General features: G+C 70.6%; 24 protein-coding genes and 1 pseudogene. 19 read left to right on the forward strand and 6 right to left on the reverse strand.

Going from position 1 to position 23,064, the window contains the following annotated elements:
• The 9 genes and pseudogenes from MEICH_RS22855 to MEICH_RS0100490 all read left to right on the forward strand — a co-directional run.
• Positions 1–816, forward strand: a pseudogene (locus MEICH_RS22855) (hypothetical protein); the annotation flags it as partial.
• 467 nt (positions 817–1,283) lie between these two features.
• On the forward strand, positions 1,284–2,042 hold the full coding sequence (gene sufC, locus MEICH_RS0100455) for a Fe-S cluster assembly ATPase SufC (protein WP_027890987.1): 759 nt from the start codon (positions 1,284–1,286) through the stop codon (positions 2,040–2,042).
• 147 nt (positions 2,043–2,189) lie between these two features.
• Positions 2,190–3,599, forward strand: a complete 1,410-nt coding sequence (gene sufB / locus MEICH_RS0100460) for a Fe-S cluster assembly protein SufB (RefSeq protein WP_027890988.1) — start codon at positions 2,190–2,192, stop codon at positions 3,597–3,599.
• 79 nt (positions 3,600–3,678) lie between these two features.
• Positions 3,679–5,025: a Fe-S cluster assembly protein SufD gene (gene sufD, locus MEICH_RS0100465; RefSeq protein WP_051303812.1), complete on the forward strand. Its 1,347-nt coding sequence runs from the start codon at positions 3,679–3,681 to the stop codon at positions 5,023–5,025.
• An 87-nt stretch (positions 5,026–5,112) separates the two neighbouring features.
• Positions 5,113–5,415, forward strand: a complete 303-nt coding sequence (locus tag MEICH_RS0100470; protein ID WP_027890990.1) for a Rieske (2Fe-2S) protein — start codon at positions 5,113–5,115, stop codon at positions 5,413–5,415.
• Between the two features lie 163 nt (positions 5,416–5,578).
• On the forward strand, positions 5,579–6,802 hold the full coding sequence (locus tag MEICH_RS0100475; RefSeq protein WP_027890991.1) for a SufS family cysteine desulfurase: 1,224 nt from the start codon (positions 5,579–5,581) through the stop codon (positions 6,800–6,802).
• A gap of 9 nt (positions 6,803–6,811) precedes the next feature.
• Complete coding sequence (gene sufU / locus MEICH_RS0100480) at positions 6,812–7,231, forward strand: Fe-S cluster assembly sulfur transfer protein SufU (protein WP_027890992.1); 420 nt, start codon at positions 6,812–6,814, stop codon at positions 7,229–7,231.
• 14 nt (positions 7,232–7,245) lie between these two features.
• The gene (locus MEICH_RS0100485) at positions 7,246–7,494 is read left to right on the forward strand and encodes a PqqD family protein (protein ID WP_027890993.1); all 249 of its coding nucleotides are present in this window, start codon (positions 7,246–7,248) and stop codon (positions 7,492–7,494) included.
• Positions 7,487–8,401 carry a hypothetical protein gene (locus tag MEICH_RS0100490; RefSeq protein ID WP_027890994.1) on the forward strand — a complete coding sequence of 305 codons (915 nt, stop codon included), beginning with the start codon at positions 7,487–7,489 and terminating at the stop codon, positions 8,399–8,401. Before MEICH_RS0100485 ends, MEICH_RS0100490 begins: the two co-directional genes overlap by 8 nt.
• Here MEICH_RS0100490 and MEICH_RS0100495 read toward each other — a convergent pair.
• A complete protein-coding gene (locus MEICH_RS0100495) occupies positions 8,315–9,664 on the reverse strand; it encodes a lasso peptide biosynthesis B2 protein (protein ID WP_027890995.1) in 1,350 nt (449 codons plus the stop codon). The genes MEICH_RS0100490 and MEICH_RS0100495 overlap by 87 nt on opposite strands.
• Before the next feature lie 164 nt (positions 9,665–9,828).
• On the opposite strand from MEICH_RS0100495, the gene MEICH_RS28300 reads away from it, so the two are divergent.
• The 7 genes from MEICH_RS28300 (at position 9,829) to MEICH_RS22860 (ending at position 15,969) form a co-directional block, all read left to right on the forward strand.
• Complete coding sequence (locus MEICH_RS28300; RefSeq protein ID WP_157202535.1) at positions 9,829–9,978, forward strand: hypothetical protein; 150 nt, start codon at positions 9,829–9,831, stop codon at positions 9,976–9,978.
• 77 nt (positions 9,979–10,055) lie between these two features.
• A complete protein-coding gene (locus MEICH_RS0100505; RefSeq protein WP_157202536.1) occupies positions 10,056–12,902 on the forward strand; it encodes a beta strand repeat-containing protein in 2,847 nt (948 codons plus the stop codon).
• Positions 12,903–12,914: 12 nt separating this feature from the next.
• Positions 12,915–13,415 (forward strand): phage tail protein, encoded by a 501-nt coding sequence (locus MEICH_RS0100510; protein WP_027890997.1) that lies wholly within the window; start codon positions 12,915–12,917, stop codon positions 13,413–13,415.
• A 7-nt stretch (positions 13,416–13,422) separates the two neighbouring features.
• Positions 13,423–13,941 (forward strand): phage tail protein, encoded by a 519-nt coding sequence (locus MEICH_RS0100515; RefSeq protein WP_027890998.1) that lies wholly within the window; start codon positions 13,423–13,425, stop codon positions 13,939–13,941.
• Between the two features lie 10 nt (positions 13,942–13,951).
• Positions 13,952–14,467 carry a phage tail protein gene (locus tag MEICH_RS0100520; protein ID WP_027890999.1) on the forward strand — a complete coding sequence of 172 codons (516 nt, stop codon included), beginning with the start codon at positions 13,952–13,954 and terminating at the stop codon, positions 14,465–14,467.
• A 1-nt stretch (position 14,468) separates the two neighbouring features.
• A complete protein-coding gene (locus MEICH_RS0100525; protein WP_027891000.1) occupies positions 14,469–15,485 on the forward strand; it encodes a type 1 periplasmic-binding domain-containing protein in 1,017 nt (338 codons plus the stop codon).
• Positions 15,478–15,969: a GNAT family N-acetyltransferase gene (locus MEICH_RS22860; RefSeq protein ID WP_036218082.1), complete on the forward strand. Its 492-nt coding sequence runs from the start codon at positions 15,478–15,480 to the stop codon at positions 15,967–15,969. The genes MEICH_RS0100525 and MEICH_RS22860 overlap by 8 nt, the downstream gene beginning before the upstream one ends.
• Here MEICH_RS22860 and MEICH_RS0100535 read toward each other — a convergent pair.
• The 3 genes from MEICH_RS0100535 to MEICH_RS0100545 are packed head-to-tail and all read right to left on the reverse strand — an operon-like array spanning position 15,966 to position 18,982.
• Positions 15,966–16,262 carry a DUF6916 family protein gene (locus tag MEICH_RS0100535; RefSeq protein WP_027891001.1) on the reverse strand — a complete coding sequence of 99 codons (297 nt, stop codon included), beginning with the start codon at positions 16,260–16,262 and terminating at the stop codon, positions 15,966–15,968. The two genes, MEICH_RS22860 and MEICH_RS0100535, sit on opposite strands and share 4 nt — an antisense overlap.
• Before the next feature lie 9 nt (positions 16,263–16,271).
• Positions 16,272–17,198, reverse strand: coding sequence for a hypothetical protein (locus tag MEICH_RS0100540; protein WP_157202537.1), 927 nt, complete (start codon positions 17,196–17,198; stop codon positions 16,272–16,274).
• A complete protein-coding gene (locus MEICH_RS0100545; protein ID WP_027891003.1) occupies positions 17,195–18,982 on the reverse strand; it encodes an ABC transporter ATP-binding protein in 1,788 nt (595 codons plus the stop codon). The genes MEICH_RS0100540 and MEICH_RS0100545 overlap by 4 nt, the downstream gene beginning before the upstream one ends.
• Positions 18,983–19,048: 66 nt before the next feature.
• Here MEICH_RS0100545 and MEICH_RS0100550 point away from each other — a divergent pair, with 66 nt between their 5' ends.
• Together MEICH_RS0100550 and MEICH_RS0100555 are read left to right on the forward strand one after the other, a co-directional pair.
• Positions 19,049–19,831 carry a tRNA (adenine-N1)-methyltransferase gene (locus MEICH_RS0100550; RefSeq protein ID WP_027891004.1) on the forward strand — a complete coding sequence of 261 codons (783 nt, stop codon included), beginning with the start codon at positions 19,049–19,051 and terminating at the stop codon, positions 19,829–19,831.
• Between the two features lie 133 nt (positions 19,832–19,964).
• On the forward strand, positions 19,965–20,675 hold the full coding sequence (locus MEICH_RS0100555) for an alpha/beta fold hydrolase (RefSeq protein WP_027891005.1): 711 nt from the start codon (positions 19,965–19,967) through the stop codon (positions 20,673–20,675).
• A gap of 8 nt (positions 20,676–20,683) precedes the next feature.
• Here MEICH_RS0100555 and MEICH_RS22865 read toward each other — a convergent pair whose 3' ends face one another.
• On the reverse strand, positions 20,684–21,769 hold the full coding sequence (locus MEICH_RS22865; protein ID WP_036218084.1) for a LacI family DNA-binding transcriptional regulator: 1,086 nt from the start codon (positions 21,767–21,769) through the stop codon (positions 20,684–20,686).
• Between the two features lie 66 nt (positions 21,770–21,835).
• Between MEICH_RS22865 and MEICH_RS0100565 the strand changes: the two genes are divergently transcribed.
• Positions 21,836–22,045, forward strand: a complete 210-nt coding sequence (locus MEICH_RS0100565) for a hypothetical protein (protein ID WP_027891006.1) — start codon at positions 21,836–21,838, stop codon at positions 22,043–22,045.
• Positions 22,046–22,110: 65 nt separating this feature from the next.
• Here the strand turns inward: MEICH_RS0100565 and MEICH_RS0100570 are convergent, their stop codons facing one another.
• On the reverse strand, positions 22,111–22,938 hold the full coding sequence (locus tag MEICH_RS0100570) for a pyruvate, water dikinase regulatory protein (protein ID WP_027891007.1): 828 nt from the start codon (positions 22,936–22,938) through the stop codon (positions 22,111–22,113).
• Positions 22,939–23,064 lie beyond the last annotated feature (126 nt).

The following is a 23,064-nucleotide window of genomic DNA, read 5'->3' on the forward strand; positions in this document are numbered from 1 at the left end:
GCCCGCGCCCAGAGCGAGGCGGGGGTGCTCGAGGCCGCCCGCCAGCACCCCTGGGAGGCCCTCAGCCTCACCGCCGAGGCCGAGCGCTACCTGCGCGGCGCCCGCGAGCGCCGCAGCGAGGCCCAGTACCGCTACCGCCGCACCATCTTCCGCCTGGCGGTGGCCTACTGGGTCTGGGAGACCGGCGACCCCTACCGCCCGCCCTTCCACGGCGGCAAGCCCGCGCCCCAGGCCCAGCGCCTGCTCGAGGGCCTGTGGAAGGAGCTGCAGCAGGAGTCGCCCAAGGGCGACCGCTACACCGGGCTGATGCTCGACACGGCGCTCATGCTCTCGCTCTTGCTCGAGCCCGCCGCCGCCCAGGCGCTGCTGCACCCCTTCCTCCGGCTGGAAAACCCCTACCTGCGCGACCAGGCCCGCCTGGCCTATGCCGACGCGATGGGCCGCGAGCAGCGCTGGGGCGAGGTGCTGGCCCAGCTCGTGCAGCTCAGCGCGACGGAAACCCCCTCGGCCCGCGTCACCAGCGAACTCCCGCCCGGCAAGGGCCTCGGCCCCCAGGCCCCCGACCCCGGCGTCCAGGTCTGGAAGAGCGCCCTCGAGGCCCAGGCCCTGCTCGGCCTCAAGCAGGAAGAGGCCGCCTGGGAGCGCCTGCAGAACCTGGGCCACCTCCCCGAGCCCTTCCGCGTCCAGCTCGGCCGCCTGCTGGGCCGCGCCTGGCCGCCCAGGCTGCTCAAGGAGCGCCTGGGGCAGTTCGCGCCGCTCGAGGCGGGCGAGGCGCTGGCGATGTGGCTGCTGAGCCCGGCGGCGGTGAGCGTTTGAGGGGGTGGCGATAGTCGATAGTCGATAGTCGATAGCTGATAGTCGATAGTCAGTAGTCGATAGCCGATAGCTAAACGCGGAACGCGGGTCGGACGTCGTACGTCCTACGTCGTACGCCAAACGCAAAACGCCCTTTCTTCACCCCCTTTGGCAAGGGGGGCTGGGGGGATACCCCCTCCCCGCCGGCGGGGAGGGATGGGGAGGGGTGCTTTTCACCACACGCCACGCGCCACAGGCCGCTAGCCACGAGCCGCGGGCCTTCCGCTGACGGCCTGATAGCTGAAGGCTGACGGCTTGTCGCTTCCTACCCCCGGCCCCTCCCCGATTCGTGCACTAGCCCCAAACTTAACCCCGAATCCCGACTAGACTACTAGAGATTGTGGGGTCGAGGCCCTATACTCTTATTGCTATTGGTAACGGTTTGCAATAAGCGGTTACCGGCCCGACCCCTACGGAGGAAAATACAGATGGCAAACCAGCTCGAGATCAAGAACCTCTACGCTTCCATCGAAGGCGGCGAACCAATCCTCAAGGGCGTGAACCTGGTGGTCCCCAAGGGGCAGGTCCACGCCATCATGGGCCCCAACGGCGCGGGCAAGAGCACACTGGGCAAGATCATCGCCGGGGACCCCAGCTACACCATCGAGAAGGGCGAGATCCTCGTAGACGGCGAGAACATCCTGGAGATGGAGCCCGACGAGCGCGCCCGCAAGGGGCTGTTCCTCGCCTTCCAATACCCCGTCGAGGTGCCCGGCGTGACCAACGCCAACTTCCTGCGCCTGGCCCTGCAGGCCAAAAAGGGCGGGGAAGTGGGCGTGATGGAGTTCTACAACAAGCTGCAGAAGGCGCTGGAGGTGCTCGAGTGGGACGAGAGCATCCTCACCCGCTACCTCAACGACGGCTTCTCGGGCGGGGAGAAGAAGCGCAACGAGATCCTGCAGCTCATGGTGCTCGAGCCCACCTACGCCATCATGGACGAGACCGACTCCGGCCTCGACATCGACGCGCTCAAGGTCGTCGCCAAGGGCGTCAACGCCATGCGCGGCCCCGACTTCGGCGCGCTGGTCATCACCCACTACCAGCGCCTGCTCAACTACATCGTCCCCGACGTGGTGCACGTGATGGTGGACGGCCGCATCGTGACCTCGGGCGGCCCCGAGCTCGCGCTCAAGCTCGAGGCCGAGGGCTACGAGTGGGTCAAAGAACTCGTCGTGGCTGGGAGCTGACCCGCACGGAGAGCTGGCAAGGGCTACAAAGCTAGGAGGTGAAAAGGGAAAAAGGTCAAAAGGGAAAGCTAAGGGCTTCACCGCTGCTTTTCACCTTTTCGCCTTTTCGCCTTTTCGCCTTCTGGCTCTACCCGGAGGAACCTAAAGATGTCCGATAACTTCGATGTTGCCACCATAGGCAGCGAATACAAATACGGCTTCGTCGACGAGGTCAAGCCGGTCTTCAAGGCCGAGAAGGGCCTGAGCCGGCGCGTGGTCGAGGCCATCAGCTACCACAAGGGCGAGCCGCAGTGGATGCTCGACTTCCGGCTGAAGGCGCTGGAGATCTTCGAGTCCAAGCCCATGCCCAAGTGGGGCGGCGACCTCGCGGGCCTCAACCTCGACGAGATCTACTTCTACGCCAAGCCCACCGACAAGCGCGACGCGCGCAGTTGGGACGAGGTGCCCGAGGAGATCCGCCAGACCTACGAGCGGCTGGGCATCCCCGAGGCCGAGCGCAAGGTGCTCGCCGGGGTGGGCGCGCAGTACGACTCCGAGATGGTGTACCACCAGGTCAAGGAGGAGCTGCAGCGCCTGGGCGTGATCTTCGTGAGCATCGAGGAGGGGCTCAAGCACCACGAGGACCTCTTCCGCGAGTACTTCGCCACCGTGATCCCCCCCGAGGACAACAAGTTCGCCGCGCTCAACAGCGCGGTGTGGTCGGGCGGGAGCTTCGTGTACGTGCCCAAGGGCGTGAAGGTGGACCTGCCTCTGCAGGCCTATTTCCGCGTCAACACCGCCGAGCTCGGCCAGTTCGAGCGCACCATCATCGTCGTGGACGAGGGCGCCGAGATGCACTACATCGAAGGCTGCACCGCCCCCACCTACTCCACCGACTCCTTCCACTCCGGCGTGATCGAGATCATCGTCAAGGAGGGGGCCAAGAGCCGCTACACCACGATCCAGAACTGGTCGCACAACATGTACAACCTCGTGACCCAGCGCGCGCTGGTGCACAAGGACGCCTACCACATGTGGCTCGACGGCAACCTGGGCTCCAAGCTCACCATGAAGTACCCCTCCTCCTACCTCATCGAGGAAGGGGCCCGCTCCGACATCCTCTCCATCGCCTTCGCCGGCAGCGGCCAGCACCAGGACGCGGGCGGCAAGCTGATCTTCGCCGCCTCCAACACCGGCGGCAGCATCGTCTCCAAGAGCATCTCCAAGGGCTCGGGCCGCTCGTCCTACCGCGGCCTGATCAAGGTGTACGAGGGGGCCAAGAACGTCAAGGTCAACGTCGAGTGCGACGCGCTGCTCATCGACGAGGAGTCGCGCACCGACACCTACCCCTACATGGAGATCGAGGACGACACCGCCAGCGTGGGCCACGAGGCCACCGTGAGCCGCCTCAACGACGAGCAGATCTTCTACCTGCAAAGCCGCGGCCTGCCCGAGGACGAGGCCGCCGCCCTGATCGTGCGCGGCTTCATCGAGCCCGTCGCCAAGGAGCTGCCGCTGGAGTACGCCGTCGAGCTCAACCGCCTGATCGAGCTCGAGATGGAAGGCTCGGTGGGCTGAAGCCCGCCCCTAGCGGATAGCCAGCCGCCGGGCTTCCCGCCGCCGGCTACCGGTTATACGCACGTCTTGTGGAGAAACGATGGAGCTGACCTCAACCCTATCGCGCGACCTCGTGCTCGAGGTCTCCAAGAACCTGGGCGAGCCCACCTGGCTGCTCGAGCAGCGCCTGGCCGCCTGGGAAACCTTCGCCAAGCTGCCCTACCCCACCACCCGCACCGAGGAGTGGAAGTACACCGACATCACCGAAGTCCCCTTCGAGGGGCTGGCGCTCGAGCAGCCCGCCGGCGCCCCCCTGCGCTCCCGCGAGGAGCTGCCCGAGGCCGTGCAGGCGCGCATCGCGCAGGCCGACCTGGCGGGCTTCGCGGTGTTCGTGGGGCCCGATCTGGTCTACGCCGAGCTGCCTGAAGAGCTCACGCGGCAGGGCGTGGTGCTCACCAGCCTGCACCAGGCCCTACGCTCGCACCCCGAGCAGGTGCAGGCCGCGCTGTTCAAGGCCGTGAACTGGTCGGACCTGGTGGGCACCCAGCAGAACCGGCCCGACAACAGCAAGCTCCCCGCGCTGAACGCGGCGCTCTTCACCCACGGGGTCTTCCTCTACGTGCCGCGCGGCGTGGAGTTCAGCAAGCCGTTGGGCGTGTTCAAGTACCTCGAGGGCGGCAAGCTCTCGGCGGGCCGCACCCTCGTGGTGAGCGGGGCCAACAGCCAGGCGGTCTACATCGAGGAGTACGTCTCGCCCGCGCAGGTGCCGGCCTCGGTCAACCTCTCGGCCACCGAGATCGTGCTGGACAGCGGGGCCAAGGTGCGCCATGCCCACGTCCAGACCCTGGGCGAGGGCTTCTACCACTTCCACCGCCAGCGGGCCCACCTCGGCCGCGACGCCGCGCTCAACGACCTCGTGGTCAACATGGGCGCCACCATCAGCCGCGCCGACGTGCAGTCGCAGATGCTGGGGGCGGGCTCGTACTCGGAGATGCTGGGCCTGTACTTCACCGCCGGCAACCAGCACGTCGACCACTACACCCTCCAGCACCACGTCGCCGACCACGCCTACTCCGACGTGCTCTACAAGGGCGCGGCCAAGGACCAAAGCCGCACGGTCTACGCCGGGCTGATCAAGCTCGAGCCCGGCGCGCAGAAGACCGACGCCTACCAGACCAACCGCAACCTGCTGCTCTCCCCCGACGCCCGCGCCGACAGCGTGCCGCAGCTCGAGATCGGCGCCAACGACGTCAAGTGCTCGCACGGCTCCTCCACCGCGCCCGTGGACGCGACGCAGCTTTTCTACCTCATGAGCCGCGGCCTGCCCCGGCACGTCGGGCAGCAGATCCTGGTCAAGGCCCACCTCGCCGACGTGCTCAGGCGCATCCCGCTCGAGGCCCTGCGCGCGCACATCGAGGGGATCATCGAGGAGAAGGTCAAACTCTAATGCCTAACGCCCAACGCCGAAGGCCGAATGCCAGAGAAGCTCAGGGTTTTGGCGTTTAGCGTTGGGCGTTAGGCGTTCGACTTCGCTATGTGGATCCCCGTCGCCAACCCCGAAGACTTCGTGAACGGCCGCCTGGTGGTCAAGGTGGAGGGCGAGAAGACCCCCGTTCTGCTGCTGCTGGTGGACGAGGAGGTCTTCGCCATCTCCGACATCTGCACCCACGACAAGAACCCGCTCTCCGACGGGCCGCTCGAGGGGCACACCATCAAGTGCACCCGCCACGGCGCCCGCTTCGACATCCGCACCGGCAAGCAGACCATGCCCGCCCCGCGCCCGGTGAAGGCGTACAAGGCCAAGCTGGAGGACGGGAAGGTCTGGCTCGAGGTCTAGCTTTCCGCCGGGGGACGCCGCCAGCCGGCCCCAACCTGGACCAAAAGCTCCGACAAAAGTCCCCGGCCCCCTTGCCTAAGCTGAAGGGGGCCGGCCCACACCCCTCCCGCCGAACGCGGGTAGAATTGGGCAAGCCCTCCACAGCCCCCGAAGGGAGACCACCATGCCCCTTACCCTCGAGTCCATCCGTCAGGACTTCCCGCTGATCGCGGGGAGGCCCGACCTGGTCTACCTCGACTCCACCGCCAGCAGCCAGAAGCCCCAGGCGGTGATCGAGGCGATGTCGCGCTTCTACCGCGAGTCCTACGCCAACGTGCACCGCGGAGCCTACTCGCTCTCCTTGGCCGCCACCGACGCCTACGAGCAGGCCCGCCACACCCTGGCCCGCTTCATCGGGGCCGAGCCCGAAGAGGTTATCTTCGTCCGCAACACCACCGAAGCGCTCAACCTGGTGGCCTACGCCTGGGGCCTGCACAACCTGCGCGAGGACGACGAGATCTTGCTCACCGAGATGGAGCACCACGCCAACCTGGTGCCCTGGCACCTGGTGGCCCGGCGCACCGGCGCCCGCATCAAGGCCATCCCCGTCACGCCGGAGGGGCGGCTCGAGCTCGCCGCGCTGGACGAGCTGCTCACCGAGCGGGTGCGGGTGGTAAGCCTGGTGCACATGTCCAACGTGCTGGGCACGGTCAACCCGGTGGTCGAGGTCGCGCGGCGGGCCAAGGCGGTGGGGGCGCTGGTGGTGGTGGACGGGGCGCAGTCGGCCCCGCACCTGCCCGTGGACGTGAAGGCCCTGGGGGCCGACTTCTTCGCCTTCTCCGGGCACAAGATGTGCGGCCCGACCGGCGCCGGGGTGCTGTGGGGCCGCGCCGAGGTGCTGCAGGACCTCCCGCCCTTCCTGGGCGGGGGGGACATGATCCTCGAGGTCCACCTCGATCGCTCGACCTACGCCAAGCCGCCCCAGCGCTTCGAGGCGGGCACCCCGCCCATCGCCGAGGCCATCGCCCTGGGCGCGGCGGCCGAGTACCTGATGGGGGTGGGCATGGAGCGCGTCTGGCAGCACGACCGGGCGCTGCTCGAGCACTGCCTGGCTCGCCTGGACGCCGAGCTCCCCGAGGTCCGGACCTTCGGCCCGCGCGGGGAGGACCGGGGCGGGGTGGTGGCCTTCAGCCTGGGCGACCTGCACGCCCACGACGTGGCCTGCGCCCTCGACCAGCACGGCATCGCGGTGCGGGCCGGGCACCACTGCGCCCAGCCCCTGCACCGCAAGCTGGGCCTGGCCTCGACCGCGCGGGCCAGCTTCTACCTCTACACCACCTTCGAGGAGGTGGACCGCTTCGTCGAGGGGCTCAAGCAGGTGCGGGAGTTCTTCAAGGACTGGCTGTAGGGGGTGCGCGTGAGCCTGCTCGAGGAGCTGTACAAGGAAATCCTGCTGCGCCACTACAAGCGGCCCCTCAACTTCGGGGTGCTGGAGAACCCCACCGTGCGCCAGCCCGGCGTCAACCCCTCCTGCGGCGACAGCCTCGAGCTCGAGCTGCGCCTGGAGGACGGCCGCATCGCGGAGGCGGCCTGGAAGGGCCAGGGCTGCGCCATCAGCATGGCCTCGGCCTCGCTGATGAGCGAGCTGATCAAGGGCCAGACCCTGCCGCAGGCGCTCGAGCTCGCCCGCAAGTTCAAGGCCATGGTCGTCGAGGGGGCCGAGCCCGCGCCCGAGCTGGGCGACCTCAGGGCGCTGGCCGGGGTCCACAAGCTGCACGCGCGGGTCAAGTGCGCCACGCTGGCGTGGAACGCGCTCGAGGAGGCGCTCAAGCCCTGACGTATCATGGCCGCATGTACCGACCGCGCGCGGGGCTGGTGGTCACCGACCTGGGGCAGGAGCTGGTGCTCCTCGACAGCGCCAGCGGCAAGATGTACAGCCTCAACGCCACCGGCGGTCTGGTCTGGCGGCACCTGCACGACCTCGAGCGCGCCCGCCGGGCGCTGTGCGAGGCCTACGCCATCCCCCCCGAACAGGCCCAGGCCGACGTGGAGAAGCTGCTCGAGCACCTGCTGCGCCAGCGCCTGATCGAAGATGCTTGAGCTGACGCTGCTGGCCTGCCGGGTGCGGGCCGCCGTAGACGGGCGCTGGGCCGCCTGGCTGGAGGAGCGCCTGGCCTTTCCCCACCCCGTCCTGCCCTCACGCCACACGCTGGAGGTCGCCCAGCTCGCCGCGCCGCCGGAGGGCGCGGGGGTGCTCGAGGCGGCGGATCCGTTGGCGCTGTTCCGCGGGCACAGCGGCTGGGTGAACCGCGACCCGCTGTTCTGGCTGGGGAGCCCCCAGGGCGGGGTGCGGCTCGAGGCCACCGAGCGGCACACGCGGCTGGAGTTCTGGGGCCAGGGCCCCGACCTGCCCGAGCTGGTGCTGCTGGGCCTGAGCGAGGGGCTGCGGGTGGCGGGGCTGCTGCCGGTCCACGCCGCCGGGGTCGTGCGCGACGGGAGGGTTTTGCTGCTGCTGGGCCCCAGCGGCACCGGCAAGACGACCACCCTGGTGCGGGCATTGCAGGCGGGGTGGCAGCCGGTGGCGGAGGACTTCCTGCTGCTCGAGGCCGAGGGCGCCACGGCCTACGGCATGGACCGGGGCCTGCGCCTGTGGCCCGACAGCCTCGAGCTGCTGCGCGAGGTCTATCCCCAGGCCGAGGGTGAGTGGCAGCAGGGCAAGTGCTTCATGCCCTACCAAAGCCTGGGGCTAGCACCCCAGTCGGGCCGGGTGGGTGGGATGGCCCTGCTGCTGCGGCAACCGGCCCGACCCTCGGGCTGGGAGCCCGCCAGCCCGCGCCAGGCCACCCTAGCCCTGTGGCGGGCCACCGGCCTGCCCCTCTCCCGCCTGGGCCAGCGGCGGGTCGCGCAGGCGGTCCAGGGTCTAGTGCCGCGGCTCCGCTGCCGCTTCCTCGAGCTGGGGCAGGGCCCGCTCCCCCTGGGGGAAGCGGAACTGCTCGCGAAAGAGTAGGGGGGCTTGCTCGTCCCCCGGGAGCGGCACCCCCTCGAGCTCGACCCAGGCGTGGCTCTCGAGCCCGCGCTCCCCCCGCCGCACCCCGCTGACGAAGGCCACCTCGAGCCCCGCCCCCTTCAGCGCCCGGTACAGCGCCGCCGAGCGCGGCAGGCAGGCGTCCTTGCGGCACCCCAGCAGCCACAAAGCCCAGCGGACCCCCCGCAGCACCCGGGCCCAGGAGACTCCCCGACGCTCGAGCGGCTGCGCCAGGCGGGTCACGAGGTCCCCGATCGAGGCGCCTTCCCGCAGGGCCGAGTGGACCTCGAGCACCCCCGGCAGCTCCCGCAACACGTCGGCGGCGACGGCGGGGAGGCTGACCAGGCGCTGCAGGTTGACCTCGGCGGCCTTGGAGCCGACCTCGCCCAGGGTGAGCAGTTCCCACCCCCCCGCCCGCCAGCCGCGCACCGGGAACTGCCGCAACCGCCCCTCCCAGGGGTCGCAGTAGCGCAGCCACAGCTCGAGGGTGCGCCTCAGACGCAGCTCGGCGGCCCGCCGGCGCACGTCGGCGGGCTCGAGGCCGTGGCGCTGCACCAGGTAGCGGGCGTCGAGGTAGTCGTGGGGCTTGAGGGCGAAGCCGTCGCCCCGGACGCGGTTGGCCACCAGCCCTACCAGCAGGGCGTCGGCGGGCCGCATCAGGCGGAGGGGAACCCCGTCCCACTCGGCCCGTACCGAAGCTTCCCACACCGCACGGGTCAGGCGGGCGGGCGCCCCCAGGAAGCAGTGCGCCTGCACCGGGTGGCGGTGCAGCTCCAGCCGCACCAGCCCCCCATCGGGCGAGCGCAGCACCGCCTCCTCGTGGGAGAAGGGCAGCTCGGCCCGGCGGAACAGCGCCCTCCAGCCCGCCCCCCGGGCCAGCTCGAGCGCCCGGGGCGCCTCCTCCGGGCGGATGAGCAGGTCCACGTCGCCGTAGAAGCGCATCCCCGGGCGGGGGTAGACCGTCTGGGCCAGCGCGAAGCCCTTGTAGGGCATGGGCTCGAGGCCCGCCCCGGCCCAGGCCCGCATGAGCCCCAGGACCTGCCGGCGCACCTGCTCGTGCCTCAGCTCCGCGCCCAGCGCCGGGGCCTTCAGGGAGGCCCGCAGGGGGTCGCCCGGGGGGAGAGTGTGGTAGAAGTAAGCCTCCAGGCGGAATTTCCGGACGAGCTCGAGGTCGGGTGGCCCCCCGGCCAGCAGCAGGGCGTGAAGCCTGTCGGGGCCGTCGGCGGGGCGGGGGGCACGTTTCACAGCATTTTCTCACGTTGATGTTAGCATAGGGCGTCTCACCCGTCGGTTTTTGGACGCCTCCCCGCGATCTGAGCCGAACGGCAGGGCTGCAAAGAAGTCGGGGCCAGGGCTGCCGCACCGGCCACCGACGCGACCCGAGCAAACCGTGCGGCAGGAGGTCTGGCATGGACACCGAGCGCAAGGAGCCGCCACAGGCTCGAGCGGAACACCCGATCCCCCAACCCCTCCCCCCCCTCTACGAGCCGCCGCGCCTCGAGGAGCACGGGGAATGGCAGCACGTCACCGGCCTCTCCCTGCCCATCGGGGAGCCGTGATCCCCGGCCGCTTCCGCCCGCCGGTCATCCCCCTCCCGAGGCTTCAGCTTTTCCGTACGACCGCGAAGGCCACGTGTATGAAGCTGAGATTATCCCCACTGCCGCTCGTGCTGCTGGCCCTGAGCGCCTGCACCCAGGGCCCCGCTACCCCGAAACAGCCCCCAGCCACCCCCCCCGCCTTCAAGCCGCGCCTGGTGGGGAGCCTCGAGGCCAGCTTCGACGCGGGCGCCCGGACCGCCCGCGCGACCTTCACCCCACTTAAGAAGCGCCGCCTGCTCGGCACCGCCGCCCTCGTCAACGAGGCCGACCTCAAGCTCACGCCCCTGAGCTTCACCGCCATCGACGCCGGCGGCGGCCAGCGCTTCCTCAACGCCACCTTCAAGGTGCAAAACCTCGGCGCCACCGGGCTCAACAACCTGACCCTCGTGGCCTACTACCGCAAAAAGCCGGGGGCCGAGAACGTCAACGGCAGCGCCTTCTTCGACATCCGCGACTTCGGCGGGGGCTCGAGCAACGCCGGCGAGTGGGCGCTGCGGCTACAGCCCGCGCACGGGATGAAGACCCAGGGCGCGGGCGTGACGGTGGACGACAGCCACGCCGACTTGCAGATCTTTACCCCCGCTCAGGCCGCCACGCTGCAAAGCGACGCCCAGAGCGCCGGGCTGATCAACGCCGGGGGGGTGACGGGCGAAACGGTGCTTCAGTACGGCTACGTCGTCCGCAATGCCGGCGGGGGCCGCGCCGTCGCGGGCAATTCCGACGCCAACAGCGTGACCGTGGCCCTCAAGGTGCCCACCGACGGCGACGCGGGCCCCAACAGCGCCTACCGCTACTCCATGACCTTCCTGGTCTTCGAGGACAACATCACCCGCGTGACGGAGAGCCTCGAGGAGCAGCCGGCCTCGGGGGTCGCGGCTCGAGCCAGCGCCGTCGGTGCGGCCCAGGTGGCGGTGATGTGCGGCACCGGCTACTCCGGGGCCAACCCCCTCTACGTCCCCGGCGTGACCCTCTCGGTGGGGAGCGCCGCCGCCTACGACCGCTGGATGGGCGGCGACTTCACGATCACCGGCAGCACCCCGCCCACGCTCGCCGTGACGGGCAACGTGCCCAAGACCTTCGCCGACAGCGCCGTGCTGGGCAACTACCAGCCTTTGGGCGGGGCCACCCTGGCCGCCAACAACTTCGCCAGCACCGACCCCAACACCCTCACCGACGGCAGCGGCGCCTTCACCTTCACCCGTGCCGCCGGCCAGCGCACCGCCAGCAGCTTCACCTTCGGCGTCTCGGACGGCAGTTGCACCCTCCCCGGGCAGAGCGCCAACGTCACGGTGAGCGGGATGTACTGGTTCGTCAAGAACGACGCCGGCGCGGGCAACGGCTCCTTCGCCAGCCCCTTCAACACCCTGGCCGCGGCCCAGGCGGCCTCCCAGGCGGGCGACGTGATCTTCGTGTACCGGGGGAACGGCACCAGCGCCGGCCAGAACGCGGGCATCACCCTCAAGAACGGCCAGAAGCTCATCGGGGAGGGGGCCGGGCTGACCGTCGACGCCGTGAACATCCCCGCCGGGGCCAGCCCGCTGATCGGGAACGCCGCCGGGGCGGGCGTCAGCCTGGCCCAGGACAACGAGGTCAGGGGCCTCGACGTCGGCGGGACCTCCGGCGGCCTCACCGGCTCCAACTTCGGCACCCTCACGGCCTCGAGCCTCTCGGTGACGGCCAGCGCCGGCCCGGCCCTCAACCTCAGCAACGGCAACCTCGCCGCGACCTTCCGCAGCCTCAGCTCGAGCGGGGGCGCCAACAACCTGGCCCTCTCGAACACCACCGGCAGCCTCACCGTCACCGGCGACGGCTCGACGGCGGGCAGCGGCGGGACGCTGCAGAACGCCTCCGCTGAGGCGGTGAAGCTCAGCAACCCGGGCAGCGTCACCCTGCGCTTCGTGAATGTCAAGAACAGCGGCACCCACGCCGTGAGCTTCACCGCCAGCAGTGGCACCCAGGGCCTCACCCTGCAAAACGCCGTGGTCGAGTCGGCGGGTCAGGGCGGAGGCATCTCGGGGCACGGGGTCCTGGCCGACGTGACGGGCAGCGGGACCGTCGCCAGCCTCAGCCTCAGCGGCTCGACCCTCCGCCAGCACGAGCAGAGCGGGATGTTCGTGTGGGGCAGGCCCGGCTCCAACGCTACCGTGCACCTCACCGCCACGGGCAACACCTTCCAGAACAACGCCGCCAACGGGCTCGACCTGGTGCTCGAGAGCAGCGGGGCCAGCACCTACACCGTCTCCAACAACACCCTCACCAACGCCCCGAGCCTCTACGGGGGCATCACGGTGCGCACCGAGGTCGCCGGGAGCAGCCCCCTCATCCAGGGCCGGATCAGCGGCAACACCTTCGACCTCAACCCCGGCACGGCCTCGAGCAGCGCGGGCAGCGTGGGCATCCTCGTCGAGATGAACGGCAGCGAGACCTCGAGGCTCGAGCTGAGCGGGAACAACCCCATCCGCGACTACGACACCTACGGGGTGGGGGTGTCCACCGGCAGCACCACCGGCGGACGCCTCGACCTCACCCTCAGCAACAACGACGTCAGCAACCCCAGCGACCCCGGCAACCTCGCGCTCCGGGGCTTCAACCTCCACGCCGGCAGCACCACCACCGCCGGCGGGAGCAACCGCAGCACCCTGTGCCTGAACATGACCGGCAACACCACCCCGGCCAACACCGGGGCTTACCAGGGCGCCCGGCTGCGCCAGTTCAGCGGCCACAACTTCCTCATCCAGGGCTTCAGCGGCCCCGGCACCGACGCCGGCACTGTGCAGAGCTACGTGCAGGGGCAGAACCCGGCCTCCGCGGTCAACGTCCACGCCGCCGGCACCGGCACCGTGGTCAACTACGCCGGCGGCACCTGCACCCCCCCCAGCTTCTGAAGGAGGCCACCCGTGTCCGATCCCTTCCTCGCCGAGATCAAGATCGTGAGCTTCGACTTCGCCCCGCAAGGCTGGGCGAGGTGCGACGGCCAGCTCCTGCCCATCAGCCAGAACACCGCGCTGTTCTCGCTGCTGGGCACCACCTACGGGGGCGACGGGCGCACCACCTTCGCCCTGCCCGACCTGCGGGGGCGGGTGCCCTTCCACGTAGGCGGCGGCTTCGTCCAGGGCCAAACCGGGGGTGAGGAAAACCACACCCTGACCCTGAGTGAGCTCCCTGCCCACACCCACAACCTCCAGGCCAGCACCGCCGCCGCCAGCAGCGTGTTCCCGGCGAACAACGCCCTGGCCCAAGGCAGCGCTCCCCTTTACGGCCCGGCCAACAACCTCGCCCCGCTGGGCGTGCAGAGCGTCGGCGAGGCGGGCGGGTCGCAGCCGCACGAGAACATGCAGCCCTACCTGGTGCTCAACTTCGTCATCGCGCTCCAGGGCATCTTCCCTCCGAGGGACTGAGGTCGCTATGTCGCAACCGTTTGTCGGTGAAATCCGGATGTTCGCGGGGAACTTCGCCCCGCAAGGCTGGGCGTTTTGCGACGGCTCGATCCTACCCATCAACCAATACGACGTCCTCTTCAGCCTCATCGGCACCACCTACGGGGGGGACGGGCAGACCGATTTCGCCCTCCCCGACCTGCGTGGGCGGGTCCCGATCCACGTGGGCGCGGCGCCGGGCGGCCAATTCCGGCTTCTGGGGGAAGCAGGCGGCGCGGAAACGGTGACGCTGAGCGTCCAGCAGATCCCCAGCCACAGCCACGGCCTGCTGGCCTCGAGCGACACCGCCACCCAGACCGCCCCGGCTTCGAACGTGCTGGCCCAGCCGGTTGGCGGCCAGCTCTACCTGGCCGACGCCCCCAGCGTGAGCTTGAACGCCGCGTCGCTGGCCCCGGCGGGCGGCAGCCAGCCCCACGACAACATGGGGCCTTTCCTGTGCGTCAACTTCATCATCTCGCTGTTCGGGATCTACCCGTTCCGGGCCTGAGGAGGCTAGCGTGTCCGACCCTTTCATAGCGGAAATCCGCATCGTAGGCTTCCAATTCGCCCCCAGGGGCTGGGCGAGGTGCGACGGCCAGCTCCTGCCCATCAACCAGAACACCTTGCTGTTCTCGCTGCTGGGCACCACCTACGGGGGCAACGGGCGCACCACCTTCGCCCTGCCCGACCTGCGGGGCCGTGCGCCCGTGCAGCCCGGTCAGGGGCCGGGCCTCAGCAACCGCACCCTGGGCCAGAGCGGGGGCTCGCAGACCGTGACCCTGCTGCAAACCCAGATCCCCGCGCATAACCACGCCCTCCGGGCCGTCAACGACCTAGCCGACAGCAGCAACCCCGGCGGGAGCCTGGCCAGGGCGGCCGGCGTGCAGCCCTACGGCACGGGCAGCCCCAACGCCGTGCTCGCGCCGCAGTCGGTCGGGGCGGCCGGGGGGAGCCAGCCGCACAACAACCTCCAGCCCTACCTGATGCTCAACTTCGTCATCGCCCTGCAGGGCGTCTTCCCCCAGAGGTCGTGACATGGCGACGCGTCGCAACTTCTTCAAAACCGTCCTCGGCCTGGGCGCGGGCGCTTCGGCGTTCGGCCTAGCGCAGCAGGCCCGGCCGAAGCTGCGGGTAGGCGTGCTGGCCCCGGCGGGGGCGAAGGGCTTTCGGGCGGCCCTCGAGCGCTCGGGCGGCGAGGGTGTGGAATGGCTGCACCGGGCCATCGGGGCCACCCCCCGTTCCGCCGTGCGGGAGGCCCGGGAACTGCTCGAGGCCGGGGTTTCGGCGCTAGTCGCCCTGGGCGACGGGCTCGAGGAGGCCCTGCGCCCCCTGGCCGAGGAGCACGCCGCCGTGCTGATCCTGAGCGAGGTGGGCGTGCTGATGCCGCGCCGGGTGGCCCCAGGCGTTTTCGTCTTCAGAAACTCCCTGCGGCAGTGGCAGGCCGAGTGGGCCATGGGCGCGTGGAGCGCGGCGCACCGGGGCCCGACCGCCGTGGTGGTGACGGGCCTGCTCGAGGCCGGCTACGACCTGCCCTACGCCTTCCGCTCGGGCTTCGAGGCGGCGGGCGGGCGGGTGCTGGCGACACTGGTCAGCGACGCGGCCACCGGGAAGCACGACTTCGCCTCGGCGCTCGCCCAGGTCCGCTCGCTGGGCCCCGCCACGGTCCACCTCATCGGGAGCAGCCGGGAGGGGCTGGAGTTCGCCCAGCACTGCCCGAACGTCACGGTCAGCGGGTTCAGCCTGGGGGCGCTGCCCAGCGCTTTACAAGGAGCCTACGGCGCGACCACCGCGCCCGGCCAGGACGGGCTCGAGGCCCTCGGGCAGCGGGCGGGAGCCTGGCTTAAAGCGGCGGCGGTGCGGGCGGGCTCGAGGGGGCTGCTGGCCGCCCTGCGCGAGACCGCCCGCACCGACCCGATCTTCCTCAGCCGGGTCCAGGGCGGCGAGCGCGTCAAGCTGGAACAGCTCGCCGAGCCCCCGGCGCACCACCCCGCGCTGCTCAGCCTCGCCGCGCACCCCCGCAGCGGCTGGACCAACCTGTACCCCCATGTTTGAAACCCCCGCCGGAGTCGTACGCCTGCGCCCTGAAACGCCGGAGGACCTCCCCTTCCTCCGGCGCCTGTACGCCAGCACCCGCGAGGAGGAGCTGGCCCCGGTGCCCTGGACCCTCGAGCAGAAGCAGGCCTTCCTCGAGTCCCAGTTCGAGCTGCAGCACCGCCACTACCGCGAGCACTACGCCGGGGCGCGTTTCGACGTGGTTGAGCTGGAGGGCCAGCCCGTCGGGCGGATCTACGTCCACCGCACGCCCCAGGAGGTCCGCCTCATGGACATCGCCCTGCTGCCGGAGCACCGGGGAAAAGGCATAGGGGGGATGCTGATGGGCAACCTGCTCGAGCAGGCCCGGCGGGCGGGCCAGAGCGTCACCCTGCACGTCGAGGAGAACAACCCGGCCCGCCTGTGGTACGAGCGGCTGGGCTTCGAGAGGCTCGAGGAGCGCGGGGTCTACTGGTTCATGCGCTGGAGGGCGGCCCCCGGCTAGCCGAAGACCGCCTCGTAGCGCATCCCGGCGTCGTCGGGGCCGATGGGGACGACGAAGATTTCCTGCCGCCCCAGGGTGGGGTGCTCGAGGGGATAGATGCGCTGGGGCAGCACCGGCGAGCGCGGCCCGCGGAACAGCAGGGCGAAGGGCTCGCGCCGGGCGCCGGGCACCCGCGGGGGGAGGGGCTGGGCTTCGATCAGGGTCAGCTCGAAGGACCCCTCGACGAAGGGGATGCTGAAGACCGAGCCCACCAGCGGCTCGAAGAGGGCGAGGGTGAGGAGGGGGCCGGACACACCGGCATTCTACGGCAGCAAGTAGGTGGGCGCGGTGCCGATGCGCAGGTTCTCCAGCCGCACCACCCCGATACCGGCCCCGGCGGGGTTGTCGGCGTCGGGGCCGACCAGGACCAGTTGCACGGGCCGCTCGGCACCCGCCAGGCCCCGGGCGCGGCCCAAAGCCTGCGCGGTGGTCTCGCCCAGCGCCCGGCTGACGCGGGTGAGGGGCATCTCCCCGACCAGGAAGGTCGCCTTGAAGCGGTAAGGCTTGGGCTCGCCGGGGAAGGTGCGGGGCAGGCGGAAGGCCACGCTGAGGGTTCCCGCTTCCCCCGGCCCCAGCCGCCGCCCGTCGCCCGGGGCGTCCCGGGCGGTAAAGCCGTAGTCGAGCACCGCGTCGGCGGCGGCGATCAGGCCCAGGGCGCGGGCCCTGCCCTCGAGGCCCGCGCTCTCGGCCAGGGCGAAGGCCTGGAAGTCGCTGTTGAGCGGGTCGGGCTGTGGCGCGGCGACGCCCATCACGGTGGCCTGGACGGGCCGGAAGCTCCGGGCCACGCCGGGGTCGGCGATCTCCTGCCCGTCGGGGAAGGCAGCGTCGGGGAAGGCCCGGACCTCCCGGATCGCCGTGCCGCCCGCGTTGCCCGCCCGGGCATAGGCTTGCAGGGTGAGGTTCTCCAGCGGCACGCTGCCCAGGTTCTCGACCCGGTAGGTGAGGGTGAGGTAGCGCACGCCCTCGCCGAGGGCGTCGAGGTCGGTGTAGGACAGCGGGGTGAAGCGCACGGTCCGGCTGCTGTCGAGCAGGCTCTGCCAGGAGGTGGTGTCCCAGGCCAGGGTGACGCTGCCGAAGGGCTCGAGCGCGGCGGTCGCGGGGGGCCTCGAGCAGGCCGCCAGCAACCCCAGGAGCCCCAGCAGCGCGGCCCGCAGTGCCGCCGGCCCAAATCCTGCGGCGGGGGCGCTCAATCCTCCTCCTCGCGGAATTGCAGCTCGTAGAGGTCGCGGTACAAGCCGCCCGCCGCCAGCAACTCCTCGTGGGTGCCCTGCTGCACCACCCGGCCGTCCTCGAGCACCACGATCATGTCGGCGCGGCGCACCGTGGAGAGGCGGTGGGCGATGACGAAGGTGGTGCGGCCTCGCATCAGGGTCTCCAGGGCTTCCTGCACCAGCATCTCCGACTCGGAGTCGAGGGAGCTGGTGGCCTCGTCGAGGATGAGGATGCGGGGGTTCTTGAGCAGCGCCCGGGCGATGGCGATGCGCTGCCGCTGCCCGCCCGAGAGCTTGACCCCGCGCTCGCCCACCAGGGTGCCGTAGCCCTCCGGGAAGGCGCTGATGAAGTCGTGGGCGTTGGCGGCCTTGGCCGCCGCCACGATCTCGGCCTCGCCGGCCCCGGGGCGGCCGTAGCCGATGTTCTCGGCGATGGAGCCGGAGAAGAGCAGGGTCTCCTGCGGCACGGTGCCCACGTGCGAGCGCAGCTCGCGCAGGGAGACCTCGCGCACGTCGAGGCCGTCTATGGTGATGCCGCCGCCGGTCACGTCGTAGAAGCGGGGGATCAGGGCCACAAGCGTGCTCTTGCCCGCGCCGCTGGGGCCCACGACGGCCACCACCTGGCCGGGCTTGGCCTCGAGGCTCACCCCCCGCAGCACCTCCCCCCGCTCGCCGTAGCCGAAGCGCACGTTCTGGAAGCGGACGTGCCCCTGCACCGCGCTCAGCGGCTTGGGGTGGGCGGGCTCGGGCAGGTCGGGGCGCTCGTCGAGGAGCTCGAAGATGCGGCTGCTGGCCCCCAGCGCGCTCTGGAGCTGGGTGAAGATGCCGGTGAAGGTGCCCACCGTGGCCGCGATGTTGAAGGTGTAGAGCACGAAGGTGAAGAGCTGGCCCGGCCCGATCTCCTTCAGCGCCACCAGCCGCCCGCCGTACCACAGCACCAGCCCCAGCGCGGCGAAGATGGCGAAGAAGACGACGGGGTTGAGCACGGCCCCCAGCAGCGCGCGGCGCATGGCGACCTGGAAGGACTTGCCGATGAGCTGGCCGTAGCGCCGGGTCTCCTGCGGCTCGGCCGTGAAGGACTGCACCACCCGGATGCCCGAGAGGGTCTCCTCGGCGCGGGCGTTGGCGTCGGCCACGCGGTCCTGGAACTCCTTGGAAGCCCGCCGGATCATGCGGCCCAGGAAGATCGCGGCCAGGATCACCACCGGCACCACCGCCAGGATCAGCGCGGTGAGCTTCCAGTTGGTGAGGAAGAGGATCGCCAGGGTGCTCACCAGCACCAAAGGCTGGGTGAAGAGCTGGACGAGGGTGCTCGAGACCACCGCCTGCACGGTGGAGATGTCGGAGGTCAGGCGGCTGGTGATGTCGCCGGTCTTGTTGCGCTCGAAGAAGCGCGGGGAGAGGGTGAGCAGGTGGGCGTAGAGCGACTTGCGCAGGTCGGCCACCACCCCCTCGCCCGCGCGGGCCACCAGGTAGCTCTGCACCCCGCTGAAGACGGCCTGCCCCGCGAAGACCCCGAGCAACACGAACAGGAGCTGGTCGAGGCGGGCGAGGTTGGCCTCGAGGAAGGACACGTCGATGAGGCGGCCCACCACCTGGGGAAAGATCAGGTTGAAGGCGGTGGAGACCAGGCTGGCGAGCCCGGCCACCACCAGGCCCCAGCGGTAGGGCCTCGTGTAGGCCAGCAGGCGGCGCAACTGGCCCAGGTCGCGGCGGCTGGGGGGGCGGGCGGGCTCGCGGCGGCTGCGCGGCAGCGAAAACATGAGCGCATTCTAGCCCTTCCTCAGGGGCCGACCCTCGCCCCGGACACGGTTGGTAGACTGGCCTTCGTGAACTACGGCGAGTGGGTCCTGCTCCAGGACCGGCGCGGGCGCAATTACCTCTTCCGCCTGAAGGAGGGCGGCAGCTTCGACACCCAGCGGGGCTCCATCCGGCACGAGCAGGTCCTGGGGGCCGGATATGGCCGCACCGTCGCCACGCCGCAGGGCGAGCCCTTCAGCGTGCACAAGCCCACCCTCGAGGACTACGTGCTGCACATGCCGCGCGAGGCCACACCCACCTACCCCAAGGACGCCGCCACCATCGCCTTCCTGCTCGACCTAGCCCCTGGGATGCGGGTGCTCGAGGCCGGCTCGGGCTCGGGCGGCCTCACCCTCTTCCTCGCCCGCGCGGTGGGCCCCGGCGGGGAGGTCTGGAGCTACGAGACCCGCGAGCGCCACCAACAAAAGGCCCGCCACAACCTGCAAGCCTTCGAGGACTGGGGCAACGTGACGTGGGTGCTGGGCGACCTCTCGGCCCTCGAGCCCCCCGCCGAACCCTTCGACGGCGTCGCCCTCGACCTGATGGAGCCCTGGAGCGTCCTCCCCGCCCTCACCCCCGCCCTCAAGCCCGACCGCTTCCTGGTGTGCTACCTGCCCAACCTCACCCAGGTGGTCACCTTGCTCGAGCACCTCAAGGCCCAGGCCCTCCCCTACCTCCACGAGCGAACGCTCGAGGTCATCCACCGCGAGTGGGACGTGCGCCCCCCCATCGCCCACCCCAAGTTCCAACAGGTAGGCCACACCGCCTTCCTGGTGCAGTTGCGGCGGCTGGCGGGGAGCGGTAAGCCCTAAGGAAAAAGGGCGGGCACGGGGGCCCGCCCCTACAGAAGGCGTCTTGCGTTTTGCGTTTGGCGTTTGGCGTCTTGCGTTTGGCGTTTGGCGTTTGGCGTACGGCGTAGGACGTACGACCCTGTAAGGTAGACCTATGACCGGAGTGGTATTGCTCCACGCCTTCCCCTACCCCACGATGTGGGGGCCGCAGCTCGAGGTGCTCCAGCCGCGCTATCCGGTGATCGCGCCCGACTACCTGGGCAAGCCCCTCCCCGAAGCCGCCTCACAGGTGTTGCGGGCGATGGACTGGCTCGAGTGGGAGCGGGCCGTGCTGGTGGGGCTGTCGATGGGCGGCTACCTGGCCTTCGAGCTGTGGCGACAGGCCCCGGAGCGCGTGGCCGGGCTGGTGCTGGCCGATACCCGCGCGGGGGCCGACGACGAGGCGGGCCGGCGCACCCGTGACCAGCAGGCCGCCCGCGTCCGGGCCGAGGGGCTGGACTGGCTGCCCGAAGCCCTGCTGCCCAACCACCTGGGCAAGACCACCCGCGAGCACGAGGCCGAGATCGTGCAAAACGCCGCTCAGATGATCCTGGCCAACGAGCCCGAGCGGGTGGCGCGCAGCCTCGAGGCCCTGCGCGACCGCCCCGACTCGAGGCCCCTGCTCGCCAGCATCACCGCCCCCACCCTGATCCTGGTGGGCGAGGAGGACGCCGTGACCCCCGTAGCCGAGGCGCGGGCCATGTACGAGGCCATCGAGGGCAGCCAGATGCTGATCCTGCCCGAGGCCGGGCACCTCTCGAGCCTGGAGAGCCCCGCCGCCTTCAACACCGCGCTGCTGGGCTTTCTGGCCCAGGTCCTGAGCTGAGCCCCTGCTCAGGGGCGAGGGGGCGGCCCGCTGGACTCCCGCACGATGAGCCGGGTGGGCAGCACCACGGGCTCCAGGGGTTCGCGGCCCTCGAGATGCGCGATGAGCATCTGCCCGGCGCGGCGCCCCTTCTCCACGTGGTCCTGCCGCACCGTCGTCAGGGGCGGGGACGTGCGGGCCGCCACCGGCGCGTCGTCGTAGCCTACGACCGAGAGCTCGCGCGGCACGGCGACGCCCTGCTGGGCCGCGTAGCCCAGCACCCCCAGCGCGAGCTGGTCGCTCATGGCCAGGACGGCGGTTGGCCTGGGCTCCAGCCGCAGCAGCGCCTCGGCCGCCTCCCGGCCCGCCTCGGGGGTGTTGTCGGGGCACTCGAACACGGCCACGTCGCGCTCCCAGGACAGGCCGGCCGCCTCGAGCGCGGCCCGGTAGCCCTGCAGGCGGGCGCGGGTAGGGCCGTAGGAGGCGCGGGACTGCTGAGGCGGGGAGAGGAACCCCCCAGTGCTGTCGTGGGCTAGCTGCAGCGAGACGACCCCCAGGCGGCGGTGACCGAGCCCCAGAAGGTGCTCGGCGGCCGCGCGGGCCCCGCCCACGTCGTCCACGGTGACGAACGGGAAACCAGGTGCGGTGCGGAAGTTGTCGACGAGCACCGTGGGCAATTTGCGCCCGACCACCGCCTCGTACAGCGGGTCGCCGTCGGCGAAGCACTGCACCACGAAGCCGTCCACGCTGGCGGTGGCGGCGAGGGTGAGGCTCTGGTCGGGCGCCGTGCCCACCAGCAGCAGCCCGTAGCCGGCCTGTTCGGCCTCGAGGGCGATGCCCTGGATGAACAGCGGGGCCACGGGGTCGGTAAAGGCGTAGGACAGGCGGTCCGGGTAGACCACGCCGATGGCCCCCACCCGGCCGCGGCGCAGCCCCCGGGCCATGGGGTCGGGGCCGGAGTAGCCCAGCCGCCGCGCGGTCTCGAAGACGCGCTCCCGCAGCTCGGGCGATAGCTGGTCGGGACGGTTGTAGGCATTGGAAACTGTGGAGGTCGCCACCCCCAGCGCCTCGGCGATGTCCTTGAGCGTGACCTTCTTGTCCGGCTTGACACCCATCCCCGCTATGCTATACTACTGAAACGATTCAGATGCGTCCCCGTCTGAATCCCACAGGAGGAAGCCATGCTTGATCAACACTTCGTCTCGGTGGTTCTGGCCCGCGAACTCATGGAAGAGACCCTCGAGGGCAGCCGTCCCGGCACAGCTTCTGGTCGCGACACGCAGGAAATCCTTCTGGGGGCTGCGGCGCCCCGGCGCGGGGGCTGGCTCGAGTTCCTGCTGCGGCGCTGGACTGTGCGGCATCCCGTGGCCAAGACCCAGGCCGAGTGCTGATTCGACCCCCCGACCTATCGGGCACCCTGGCGGGTGCCCTCGCGTTTGGACCGGTCCGGGTGGCCCTACCCGATGCGCCGCGTTAGGTGCGCGGTCTGCACGATGGTGGTGGCGATCTCCTCGATGGAGGCGGCGGTGGTGTCGAAGAAGCGGATGCCGTTGGCACGGAAGAGCTGCTCGGCCCGCCGCACCTCGTACTCGCAGCGCTCGAGCGCCGCGTAGGAGCTGCCGGGGCGCCGCTGGGTGCGGATCTGGTGGAGCCGGGCGGGGTCGATGGTGAGGCCGAAGATCTTGCCCCGGTGGGGCTTGAGCGGCTCGGGCAGCTCCTGGCGCTCGAAGTCGTCCTCGGCCAGGGGGTAGTTGGAGGCGCGGATGCCGTACTGCAGGCCCAGGAAGAGGCAGGTGGGGGTCTTGCCCGCCCGCGAGACCCCGATGAGGATCACGTCGGCGAGCTGGTAGTGCTTCTCCCCCACCCCGTCGTCGGTGGTGAGGGCGAAGTCCACCGCGTCGATGCGGGTGAAGTAGGCGCTCACGTCGCCGATGCTGTGGTAGCGGCCCACCCGGGGCGTGGTGGGCTGGCCGAGCTCGGCCTCGAGCACGCTCAGGTAGGGCGTGAAGAGGTCGAAGAACAGGGCGGGGGCGGTCTCGAGCCGCGCCAGCAGGCCGGGGTTGGTGAGGGTGCTGAAGAGGATGGGCCGCTCGCCCCCGCCGCGGTAGCGCGCGGTGATCTCCTCCACCACCGCCTGCACCTCGGCCTCGGTGTCCGTGAAGGGGCGCGTTAAGTATTCGAAACGCACCCCCTCGAAGTGGGCCAGCAGGCTACGGGCCACCGCCTCGGCGGTGAGGCCGGTGTGGTCGGAAACGATGAAGACGGCGCGGGAACGGGGCTCCATGCCCCAAGTGTAATCGGGCCCGGGAGCACCGCGCCGGTGGTGTAGGTGTGCTTGTTACAGGCCCCGTAACGGTGTACACAAGAACCGGGGGCGGCCTTTTTACACCCTGCCGCTTAATGCACCCTG

Source organism: Calidithermus chliarophilus DSM 9957 (genome assembly GCF_000430045.1).
GTDB lineage: Bacteria > Deinococcota > Deinococci > Deinococcales > Thermaceae > Calidithermus > Calidithermus chliarophilus.

Excerpts from the sequence above, each read along its gene's own strand:
- MEICH_RS0100555 (WP_027891005.1), top strand. The coding sequence starts at position 19,965 with ATGACCGGAGTGGTATTGCTCCACGCCTTCCCCTACCCCACGATGTGG.
- MEICH_RS0100490 (WP_027890994.1), top strand. The coding sequence starts at position 7,487 with ATGCTTGAGCTGACGCTGCTGGCCTGCCGGGTGCGGGCCGCCGTAGAC.
- sufD (WP_051303812.1), top strand. The coding sequence starts at position 3,679 with ATGGAGCTGACCTCAACCCTATCGCGCGACCTCGTGCTCGAGGTCTCC.
- MEICH_RS0100570 (WP_027891007.1), bottom strand. The coding sequence starts at position 22,938 with ATGGAGCCCCGTTCCCGCGCCGTCTTCATCGTTTCCGACCACACCGGC.
- MEICH_RS0100485 (WP_027890993.1), top strand. The coding sequence starts at position 7,246 with ATGTACCGACCGCGCGCGGGGCTGGTGGTCACCGACCTGGGGCAGGAG.
- MEICH_RS0100505 (WP_157202536.1), top strand. The coding sequence starts at position 10,056 with ATGAAGCTGAGATTATCCCCACTGCCGCTCGTGCTGCTGGCCCTGAGC.
- MEICH_RS0100475 (WP_027890991.1), top strand. The coding sequence starts at position 5,579 with ATGCCCCTTACCCTCGAGTCCATCCGTCAGGACTTCCCGCTGATCGCG.
- MEICH_RS0100545 (WP_027891003.1), bottom strand. The coding sequence starts at position 18,982 with ATGTTTTCGCTGCCGCGCAGCCGCCGCGAGCCCGCCCGCCCCCCCAGC.
- MEICH_RS28300 (WP_157202535.1), top strand. The coding sequence starts at position 9,829 with ATGGACACCGAGCGCAAGGAGCCGCCACAGGCTCGAGCGGAACACCCG.
- sufC (WP_027890987.1), top strand. The coding sequence starts at position 1,284 with ATGGCAAACCAGCTCGAGATCAAGAACCTCTACGCTTCCATCGAAGGC.
- sufB (WP_027890988.1), top strand. The coding sequence starts at position 2,190 with ATGTCCGATAACTTCGATGTTGCCACCATAGGCAGCGAATACAAATAC.
- MEICH_RS22865 (WP_036218084.1), bottom strand. The coding sequence starts at position 21,769 with ATGGGTGTCAAGCCGGACAAGAAGGTCACGCTCAAGGACATCGCCGAG.
- MEICH_RS0100565 (WP_027891006.1), top strand. The coding sequence starts at position 21,836 with ATGCTTGATCAACACTTCGTCTCGGTGGTTCTGGCCCGCGAACTCATG.
- MEICH_RS22860 (WP_036218082.1), top strand. The coding sequence starts at position 15,478 with ATGTTTGAAACCCCCGCCGGAGTCGTACGCCTGCGCCCTGAAACGCCG.
- MEICH_RS0100525 (WP_027891000.1), top strand. The coding sequence starts at position 14,469 with ATGGCGACGCGTCGCAACTTCTTCAAAACCGTCCTCGGCCTGGGCGCG.
- MEICH_RS0100470 (WP_027890990.1), top strand. The coding sequence starts at position 5,113 with ATGTGGATCCCCGTCGCCAACCCCGAAGACTTCGTGAACGGCCGCCTG.
- MEICH_RS0100515 (WP_027890998.1), top strand. The coding sequence starts at position 13,423 with ATGTCGCAACCGTTTGTCGGTGAAATCCGGATGTTCGCGGGGAACTTC.